At 56.5% G+C, this 5,516-nt stretch carries 6 protein-coding genes; all 6 read left to right on the top strand.

The annotated features are described in order from the left end of the window. Nucleotides 1-498: 498 nt before the first annotated feature. The 6 genes from AC5ZGW_RS45265 to AC5ZGW_RS45240 all read left to right on the top strand — a co-directional run bounded on the left by AC5ZGW_RS45265 (nucleotide 499) and on the right by AC5ZGW_RS45240 (nucleotide 5,018). Entirely contained in the window at nucleotides 499-1,161 is a 663-nt protein-coding gene (locus AC5ZGW_RS45265; protein WP_130231510.1) for a hypothetical protein, read from the top strand. Beyond that, nucleotides 1,158-2,144 (top strand): FliM/FliN family flagellar motor switch protein, encoded by a 987-nt coding sequence (locus AC5ZGW_RS45260; RefSeq protein WP_130231512.1) that lies wholly within the window; start codon nucleotides 1,158-1,160, stop codon nucleotides 2,142-2,144. Before AC5ZGW_RS45265 ends, AC5ZGW_RS45260 begins: the two co-directional genes overlap by 4 nt. After that, nucleotides 2,141-2,803: a type III secretion system export apparatus subunit SctR gene (sctR, locus tag AC5ZGW_RS45255; RefSeq protein ID WP_207231186.1), complete on the top strand. Its 663-nt coding sequence runs from the start codon at nucleotides 2,141-2,143 to the stop codon at nucleotides 2,801-2,803. Before AC5ZGW_RS45260 ends, sctR begins: the two co-directional genes overlap by 4 nt. Next, a complete protein-coding gene (gene sctS / locus AC5ZGW_RS45250; protein WP_130231514.1) occupies nucleotides 2,800-3,060 on the top strand; it encodes a type III secretion system export apparatus subunit SctS in 261 nt (86 codons plus the stop codon). Before sctR ends, sctS begins: the two co-directional genes overlap by 4 nt. 105 nt (nucleotides 3,061-3,165) lie before the next feature. Beyond that, nucleotides 3,166-3,954 (top strand): type III secretion system export apparatus subunit SctT, encoded by a 789-nt coding sequence (gene sctT, locus AC5ZGW_RS45245; protein WP_130231516.1) that lies wholly within the window; start codon nucleotides 3,166-3,168, stop codon nucleotides 3,952-3,954. Then, nucleotides 3,951-5,018, top strand: coding sequence for an EscU/YscU/HrcU family type III secretion system export apparatus switch protein (locus AC5ZGW_RS45240; RefSeq protein WP_349644936.1), 1,068 nt, complete (start codon nucleotides 3,951-3,953; stop codon nucleotides 5,016-5,018). The genes sctT and AC5ZGW_RS45240 overlap by 4 nt, the downstream gene beginning before the upstream one ends. Nucleotides 5,019-5,516 lie beyond the last annotated feature (498 nt).

The raw sequence follows: 5,516 nt of genomic DNA, 5'->3' as shown, positions 1-5,516 counted from the left end.
CGTCATGCCCTCCGTCTATCAAACGGAGCGGCCCTTTTCCAACTTAGCCTCTGGTCCCAAAACCGGGGTCCATTTCATGACAAGCACGCCGCGAAACCCTTGCCAATTACGGCATGTCATGCCGATCAGCCGTATGTGTGAGTGACCTCCGAAAATCGCACTGGTCCCTGCTCATTCAAACCGGCCATTGGACGCTGAGCATGTTGTTCCGGAAAGGCATAACCTCATCAGCTGGCTCCATATCGAAATTGTATTGGCTCCTGGTCGACCGTGAGTACATGGAGAAGTGGATACTACTCCCTTGAGCGGCTGCCTGCCTTTCTCCTAGGAAGTAGGTTCCGACAAATACGATGTCCTGGAGACGTAGGCCCAGTGAAAACTACTGTTGTGGTTCGGTAAGTCGGGGTGATGGTGAATGGTGTGTTCTGCCGAGCGCTTCAACGCGGCTGAGCCAGGTGACCCAGTCCCACAGCGGTCAAACTTAACGGAGGGAGTTAGATGCAACTAGCGACAAGGGCTGCGATGTCGTGCATCACACCACGTGGCCGTTCAATTCCGGTGGCGGCCCCGGTGCCGACGTGTGTGCGTACCGGGGATATCGCTTGGTTCTCGCAACTGATCGAAGAGGCGAATCTAGACGCCTGCGAGGGCTCCGATCGCGCACCTGATTGCAAGGATTTCGACAATGATCCGCATGATCTGGCCGAAAGCGAAAGCGCCACGTCTTCTCCCTTGATTGTCGGTTCGATCATCGGCGCCATGCCGGGCCCTATACGGCGTCGGCGAGCGCCCGAAGAGCTTTCGCGATCGGTCGAACTCGCTGAGTTGACCAGGAGGATTACCGAGCACACTTTGGTCAGCCAAGATTGTGCCGGCAATACCGAGGTGCAGATCATGCTGAACCGCGAATTGTTCGGCAATGCGCGTGTAATCGTCAGTTTCCAGCATGATACCCTAAGGGTTTGCATCGAATCCGAGCGGCTTTGGCCTATCCTGCAGGTACATGGTCATCCATTTGCGCGCGATTTGTCCGATCGACTTGAAATGCGCATCGTGATGGTCGTTTTCGCCTGCAGCTCAATATTGGACGAACAAGGCAGCAACCGGCGATCTCGCACATTTGAGACACTACTCTACTACAAAGTTGAGAAGGGCGCGTGATCGATCTGCCCTGCTATGGCCCACGTGAGGCTGCCGCCGTTTCGCGTCTTGCTACACGTCTGCCGGTCCTCTTCAATATCGCTGGCATCGACGTGGAAGCTGTCATGCCAGGCTCGACACCTCCGCGCCTTCCAGCGGATTACTGCCGGGCCGTGATGCGCCCAAGCGGCCACGGGATTCGCGTCGCAGTTGACTCGACGCTCCTTCCGCCGGCGGCTGTGCAACATTGGCCGGAAATTACCGCATTGCCTCCGGGTGACGGCCTGCGAGAAATCCTGTTCGACATTGTCTTCCGAGATCTCGCGATCCAGGTGGAACAATGGTGTGGGCATCGGCCGATCTGGTCTTCGGCCGAGAGCACTGAAGCGTTTCCCTACGCATTTGAGATTCTTCGCTTGGAGCGTCCGGGCGATATCCTCGGGCTGGTCGAATTCGATGGCGGTGGACTGCAATGGATGGCCGACTGCTGCTCTACGCTTCCCGTCGTGTACGCCGTGCTCGATGATCTGCCCGTTTCTCTCGATCTGCTGGTCGCACCCATCAGCCTTATCTTGACGGATCTGCATCAACTCGCTTCAGGTGACGTCGTCCTGCTGGATACCACCCCCGTCGACCATGACGGCGTCATGACTGTTCTTCTATGTCTCTCTGGCGGTCCTTCCTTTCGAGCTTCGATCTTCGATGGCCGCCTTGCCATCCTTTCAACTGCGGACTGTATGATGGATAGACCGGATCCACTCCCGCCGGAAACCTTCGACAGCATTGATCTTCCTGTTGATGTGGATGCTGGACGCCTGACCATGCCGCTCAGGCAGCTTCGCGAATTGGCTGTCGGCCAAGTGCTGGATCTTGGTTTTGATGCCACTACCAATATCAGCTTGCGCGTCAATGGCCAGGTCGTCGCAACCGGTGAACTGGTGCGCATCGCCGAGCGAACAGGTGTGCGCGTGCTCGACCTGCGATTAGCACGAGCAGAACGATGATGGCGCTGCCTGATCCCGCGACGCTGATCGTCCTAATCGCCTGCGTCGCGATCGCCCCCTTCGTTGCGATTACCGTCACCTCTTACGTGAAGCTCGTCGTCGTCTTTGGGCTCATTCGCAATGCTCTCGGCGTTCAGAACATTCCGCCGAACATGGCGCTGAATGCGATCGCCATCCTGCTCTCGGTCTACATCATGCAGCCAGTGGCTAAAGGTGCGTATGAAGCAGTGCGCGACAAACCAATCGCATCCCAAGATATCCGCGAATTAGGGACAACGATAACGCTAGCTGCTGAGCCAGTTCGCAACTTTCTCCTGAAGAACACGTCGCAACGGGAACGGCAATTCTTCGTCAATGCGGCTCGGGGATTGTGGAGCAAGGAGGACGCCGCCGCCATAAGTGGCAGCGAATTTATGATTTTGATTCCGACCTTCATGACATCCGAACTGGAAGACGCGTTCAAAATCGGCTTCTTATTGTTTTTGCCGTTTATCGTCATTGATCTCGTCGTTTCGAACATCCTTCTGGCAATGGGCATGATGATGGTCTCACCAATGACCATATCCTTGCCATTCAAGCTGTTCTTGTTCGTTGCCGTGAACGGGTGGCAGCGCCTAATTCATGGCCTCATCTTCTCCTACGCGGGAGCAGCAACATGAATACCGCCACACTCACCAACATTGCCATTGGCGCTCTCAAACTGACACTTGTCCTGTCGATGCCCACAGTCCTCGTCGCTACGGGCGTCGGACTGATCGTCAGTGTTATGCAAGCTCTGACCCAAGTTCAGGAGCAGACACTCTCTTTCGCCGTGAAGCTGATATGCGTGAGCCTGATACTGGCCGCCACCGCGAATTGGTTTGGTGAACTTAGCCGCTATACGGTGAACATCTTCGACCAGATCGCCGGGATGTAAGTCTGAGGCCCAAGGGACTTGCTAAATTTGCCTCTCTTCGCCCGGCGGCACGCAACAAGAGCGACCGCCGCCAGCTTCCTGGGCAGCGCTAGAGTAGTCCATTCCATGTCACCACTTGATCCAGCTCACCTGCGTACTTTCCTTGTTGTCCTTGCGCTTGCGATGGCACGGGTGACAGGGATGGTGCTTGTCATGCCCTTTCTGGGACGTGGTATGGTGACGGCGCCGGCGCGCAACGGCGTGATCATGGCATTGGCGCTCCCGGCAATGGGGTTTGCTTGGGCAACGATGCCTGCGGATCTCGACATTACACGTCTGGTGCCGATCCTGGGCTTGGGGCTCAAGGAACTCTTGCTCGGGTGCCTCCTGGGCATGCCAGTTGCCGCGACTATGTGGGGTGTGGAAACCGCGGGCACGTTCATTGACCACCAGAGGGGGGCCACGATGACAAGCCTCTTGAGCCCGGCAAGCCTCAATCTGGACTCGCCGCTTGGGACCTTCCTAGCTCAGCTTTACGCTACATGGCTGTTCGTCAGCGGCGGCTTTTCCAAACTATTAGAAGCGCTCTATCGCTCCCATGACCTCTGGCCGCTGTGGAGCTTTCATCCTGCATTTGGTCCGGCCTTCGTCACCGGTATGTTAGATCTTGCAGACCTCGTGATGCTGCTGACATTGCTTCTCGCCGGTCCAGCCATCGTTGCGATGTTTCTCAGCGAGTTGGGCTTGGCACTGGTCAGCCGGTTCGCGCCGCAACTGGAGGTCTTCTTTCTCGCTATGTCGGTCAAGAGCGCAGTTGCCCTTCTGCTGCTGATTCTATCGCTCACGATTGTTTTGGCCAATGCCGACAAGCATATGCCGTCGCCTGTCGCGATCGTCAATCGCATCGCCAGGTGACTGTCGTGACCGGTAGAAAGACCGAAAAGCCGACCCCCACGAGGCTGCGGGACTTGCGCAAGAAGGGACAGGTTCCGCACAGTAAGGAGGTCGTGTCGGCGGCGGTGACCCTTGGGTTCTTCGCGCTGTTCTTCGCCTCTTTGCCTGGCCTAGTAGACCGACTTAAGGCAACGATCCTTTTGCCCGTATCATTTCTTGAAGAGGACTTCCTAATTGTCAGCCGACAGCTACTCGAGTTTTATTTCGGTGAAGTACAAAGTATGGTCGCACCTTTCCTCGGCATCGTCCTGGTCATCGGCGTGGGCGCTAACCTGCTGCAGAACGGGGCGATTTTCTCCCCCGAGGCTGTCACGCCGTCGCTGAAAAAGCTGAACCCCGGTGAGAACGTCAGAAGGATAGTCTCGCTGCAGAATCTCGTCGATCTGGGTAAGGCGATCGTGAAGGTGCTGATACTCGGCCTCGTCATAATGCTTGTGCTGCGCCAAGGTGTGCATGCGCTTGTGTGGACGCCGAGCTGTGGCATATCGTGCCTAAGTGCCGTGACGGGTAACCTGCTGCTCGGGATCGCTAGTTATGTGGGGGCGAGCTACCTTGTGGTGGCGATTGCGGACTTTGCGTTCCAGCGATGGCAGTTCACGAACAAGAATTTGATGTCGCTGGACGAAGTGAAACGAGAAGCTAAGGAAAATGAGGGCGACCCTCTGATCAAAGACCGACGCCGGCGCCTCCATTCGCAATTGTTAGCCAAGGACGCGATTGAGCAGTCGCGTAGAGCGACCGTGTTGATCACCAATCCCACACATATTGCAGTGGCGATCTACTACGATCGGCAGCGCACCCCCCTGCCCATGATCGATGCCATAGGTACCGATCTCTTGGCGCAGCAAATGATTGATGCCGCGGCCGCTGCGGGGGTGCCGGTGATGCGAAACATTCCGCTGGCGCGCGCGCTCCTGAAGGACGGCCTGGTGGATGAGTATATTCCATCGCACCTGATTGTACCTCTCGCGACGGTTCTGCGGGCGCTCGGAAAACTGGCGACTGAGACCGGTTATCGGTCCTGACTTCAGCTTGATGGTTGCTCGCAGTTTTCAACAGCCCGAAACATGCCGCCGGTGCGAAGGATCTGCGGTTCCTGTAGCGGCCATAGGCAAGAGATATTGCTTCATAACGAACATCTATTTGTTCTCGAGATAGTGCGCGTCTATCTTCATGTACGTGGGAGAGGAAATGGGCGCTGCCAAACGCGACGGTCCCATCGGCCTCGACGTCTTGCCGCCAAGATGCACGTCGACGCGAGTGGTCTCTCTTGGAGACCCGTTCGTCCCCTACTTATCAGCTTAAGCCGGAATAATCGATGCTCTTCGCGGTCGCTTGGGCATTTATTGGCCATAGTAGCTGTGACGGTGACGAGATGCTTGCGAAGCCGGGAATGTCCCGATCGGTGTTGAACTAGTACCCGGAATCAGAGCTGAGTGATACGGTGGCCTTTGAACCGGCGTTGACGGACCTTTTTCTTGGTCCAGACGAAGGGCTCGGCTTTGTCGTTGTAAGCGTTGACG

It is taken from the genome of Bradyrhizobium sp. Crot121 (assembly GCF_059512385.1).
Note: the sequence above shows the minus strand (reverse complement) of the source record. Positions and strands in the feature narration are given on the sequence as shown.